The organism is Candidatus Symbiopectobacterium sp., assembly GCF_020054415.1.
GTDB lineage: Bacteria > Pseudomonadota > Gammaproteobacteria > Enterobacterales > Enterobacteriaceae > Symbiopectobacterium.
In genome coordinates, this window is the sequence record NZ_JAHWCO010000073.1 from 1 (window position 1) to 3,480 (window position 3,480).

Sequence of the window (3,480 nt, forward strand, 5' to 3'; positions counted from 1 at the left end):
GTGAAATAATGTCGCCATTGACCGTTCCGCCGGTACGTTTATCCAGTGCATTTTTTGCACAATCTACCGTTTCCGTTAAACCGAGGTTCTTCACAAATTGATTTTTATCTGGGATATCCGCGCCGTTCTGGTCTTTCGCCAACGCGCCAACATCCACGGGGCCCAGTGTGATATCTGCCGTTAGTGGCTTGCTGTTGACCTTGCGCCCTGCGGGTACACGGCCCTCGGCGTTATTGTTGGCATTGGCGGCGGCCGTTGTGGCGACGGTCACTCTGGTATCCGTCTCGGTCTTGGTGTACGCACCGACATCATCGGCACTCAATGTAATATCTGCCTTCAGCGCCTTACCGTTCACCTTGCGCCCGGATGGTACCCGTCCATTGGCATTATCGTTCGCCGCTTTCACTGCTTTGGGCGTGGCGGCCAGCGTTTCGCTGGCGCTGTCGGTCGCACTGCTCAGTTGCACAAAACCTTTTACCTCAAGCGTTGCATCGGGATACTTACGGCCTTTTTCATGGGTGGCGATGGCCTCATCCACATAGCCACGCGTTGCCAGCACTACCGCCGGATCAATCTTGAGAGATACCGTTTCTGCACTGGAGACAATCAAAATCATGCACACGGTCTGAATGCGTCCGCTGCCTTCCTGCAACTGTGGCTTATAGGTTTCAGGGCAGTTGGCAACCGCAATCAAATTACCTTCAGCATCAAACAGACCGAGTTCACGGATCCAGAATCCCCCTTCGTTCTCAGGGATCACCTGCTCGGCAATAATCTGATTGGTGCTGTTGGGATCGATGCGCAGGCTATTGATGGCCGCGCGACGTGTCTCGTTAATCAGTTTGGTCTGTGACGGGTTTGGTGTTGGCAGTACACCGCCACCGTCACCGACGGCCATATGGGTGATATCCAGACGTGAACCGAGCGCTGTCGCGCTTGCCAGTCTGGCCGCGCCAATGTTGGTTAACAGGGCAAAATATTTATTACTCATACGGTTACGCTCATCTTATCAATCACATGAATGCCTGCACCGGTACAGTCCAGTGAGCACACGGTGATGGTTTCAGGGAAATAGGGGTATACGGTGAGCTCATCACCGCTGTAGCTGGTTGCCGCGACATAGGCCGCACCTTGCGTATCCAGCGTAATATTGAGCCCCAGCAAGTGACGGCCAAGCGGCTTGGCGTCAGCAACCAGCCGCTCAATCTCTAAAAAGGTTTCTTCAGTAATACCGCTGTCCTGCACACCGATATCAAGGTGAAAGGTTCCCGGCACGCCGCCGGTTTGCCACCATTCGATCACGCGCAGCAAGTAACCAAATGGCTCAACCACCCGGCGCAGCGCGGCAATGGTGCCTTTCTGGCGGTGTATTAACCAGGCCGATTTAATCACCTGGCGCCTGGTTTGTTCTGACCAGCGTTTATCCCAGCGGTCAACGGACAACGCCCAGGCCAGAAAGGGCAGCAGGTCTGGCGGGCATTTCTCCGCATCCCATAGGGTATTCAGATCAACCGCCATTTTCGTCAGGATTTGGCTGGCCGCTGCGGCATGGCGCATAAAGGCACTGGCAGAGGGTGGCAACAGATCGTTATTCATCCGTACCTCCTTCCAGCAGGGTGAAACCGGTGCAATACGCTGCCTGAGTGTCACCGATCACCATGTCCTGTGCCGGTTCAATGATTTCAACACGCTGAACACCTTGCACATGCAAGGCGGCCATAATGGCCGACCGGGCCACATCACGCCCAATCTTTCCCTGGTTGCGCATCCAGTCACGCAGTGAATCCTGTGCGGCCCTGGTGATGAGCTCCGATCCCGGGCCGGGGTAAAGGTAGAGCCGTGCGTTTATCGCGTAACTGATGATCGTGGCGCTCTGCACCGTCAGCCGGTCAGCTACCGGGCGTTTATCTTCCGCAGAGAGCGCCGCGTTGACCTGGGTCAGCAACGTTTGTGAAGCGGTGCCATCCCCTTCAGTCGAGAGAACGGATACCACTACCGTGGCCGGTGACGGGCTAATCGCCCTGGCGTCGGCCACCTGGCCGCTGGCGCTCCTGGCAAAATATTCATAGGCACCCGTTGGGCCCGCCACACTTAGCCCTTCAAAGGCAGACTGCGCACGCAGACGAAATGCGCTGTCGCTTTCCATCACCGCATCAGCGGTATCGGTGGCCTCAGTGATGGTCAGGCGCCGGGTATCAAGATTCACCGCCAGATTATCCAGATCGGAGGACACCGCATGGCTGAGCATGCACGCGGCGGCCCCGTCGTTAATCCGCTGGCGCAACATCATTACGTGATAGGCAATGACCTGTGCGATCACATTTAGCGGCTCTGACTCCAGTTCAAGCGCTGCCGCCACCGAGGCGCGCTGTTCCACCGGAAATGCCGCAATCATCACCGCTTTCACTTCCTGAAGGATCACTTCAAAATCCAGCGTTTCAATGAGCTGTGGTTGGGGCAGTTGCGATAGGTCAACGGTTGCCATTGGTTGCCCCCTTGAGTGTCATGGTGGTGCGCACGGTTTGCATGCTTTCGGTGATCAGGCCGGACAGTTCCACGTCTGTTGCGCCCGTGGGTGAGAATCGGATATCGACCTTATTCAATGCAATCCGCGACTCCCAGCGCGCCAGAGCAATCACGCACGCGCTCATCAATTGCAGGCGTGTTGTTGGGTTTTGCGGTGCATCCAGCAAGTCGGGCACCAGACTGCCGTATTCACGACGCATGACGCGAGACGCCAGCGGCGTGGTCAGAATGTCGCGCACGCAATGCCATAACTGATCGGTATCCGTCAGCACGCCAACGCCATCGGGGTTCATGCCGGTATAACGTGCACTCATTGGGTGCCCTCCGTCCAACTGCCACCGCGCTGCACGCCGCCATGGCCGTGATTGTCAATCTGCACACCGTTGGAGGTGAACGCGCCGCCGCTGTGTGCAATGTTGCCGCTCATCTTCCCGCCTTTTTGTACTTCCAGCGTGCCCGTCGTCAGCTTGTTGGTGCAAATCACTTCCGGCGTATCCAGTGTGATACGGGTTTTGGCGCTCACCCGTGCGGTTTTCATGCCGACGGCTTCCAGCGCACTGGCGGCAGCGTCATAGCGAAAACGGGCACCGTCCGGCGCGGTAATGACAATCTCTTGCAGACTGCTACCCGGCGCGGGGTTCTCGTCGCTGTACAGGCTGCCAATAATGACAGCGGTTTCCGGGTTACCTCCGAGACAACCTAACCACACCTGTTCCCCAATCGCAGGCGGGATCCAGACCTTGAACGCACCGGCGCGCGGGGTATTCCAGCGTAACCAGTCGGTGAGCAACTCGCCGCTTTTGACACGTACGCACCAGGTTTTCGGGTTCACTTCCGCTACCACGCCAACGCGTAAAATATTCGCCAGCAGGCGCATCAATTCGGCACTCATGGGGCAGCACTCCCCAGGCTGTTGATCGCGGCGTGTTCAATCGCCTGTAAGTCGGCGGGTGA

Annotated in this window: 5 protein-coding genes; all 5 read right to left on the bottom strand. The window is 57.2% G+C overall.

Features of this window, described 5'->3' with window-relative positions:
• On the bottom strand, positions 1-991 hold a 991-nt coding region (locus QZ506_RS02415; RefSeq protein ID WP_291968801.1), incomplete at its 3' end, for a phage tail protein.
• The gene (locus QZ506_RS02420) at positions 988-1,596 is read right to left on the bottom strand and encodes a phage tail protein I (protein WP_291968803.1); all 609 of its coding nucleotides are present in this window, start codon (positions 1,594-1,596) and stop codon (positions 988-990) included. The genes QZ506_RS02420 and QZ506_RS02415, both read right to left, overlap by 4 nt.
• Positions 1,589-2,485, bottom strand: coding sequence for a baseplate J/gp47 family protein (locus tag QZ506_RS02425; protein WP_291968805.1), 897 nt, complete (start codon positions 2,483-2,485; stop codon positions 1,589-1,591). Before QZ506_RS02425 ends, QZ506_RS02420 begins: the two co-directional genes overlap by 8 nt.
• Entirely contained in the window at positions 2,472-2,840 is a 369-nt protein-coding gene (locus tag QZ506_RS02430; protein ID WP_291968807.1) for a GPW/gp25 family protein, read from the bottom strand. Before QZ506_RS02430 ends, QZ506_RS02425 begins: the two co-directional genes overlap by 14 nt.
• On the bottom strand, positions 2,837-3,418 hold the full coding sequence (locus QZ506_RS02435; RefSeq protein ID WP_291968809.1) for a phage baseplate assembly protein V: 582 nt from the start codon (positions 3,416-3,418) through the stop codon (positions 2,837-2,839). Before QZ506_RS02435 ends, QZ506_RS02430 begins: the two co-directional genes overlap by 4 nt.
• Positions 3,419-3,480: the final 62 nt, after the last annotated feature.

Coding starts and splice junctions, on each gene's coding strand:
- QZ506_RS02420 (WP_291968803.1), bottom strand. CDS start 1,596: ATGAATAACGATCTGTTGCCACCCTCTGCCAGTGCCTTTATGCGCCAT.
- QZ506_RS02430 (WP_291968807.1), bottom strand. CDS start 2,840: ATGAGTGCACGTTATACCGGCATGAACCCCGATGGCGTTGGCGTGCTG.
- QZ506_RS02435 (WP_291968809.1), bottom strand. CDS start 3,418: ATGAGTGCCGAATTGATGCGCCTGCTGGCGAATATTTTACGCGTTGGC.
- QZ506_RS02425 (WP_291968805.1), bottom strand. CDS start 2,485: ATGGCAACCGTTGACCTATCGCAACTGCCCCAACCACAGCTCATTGAA.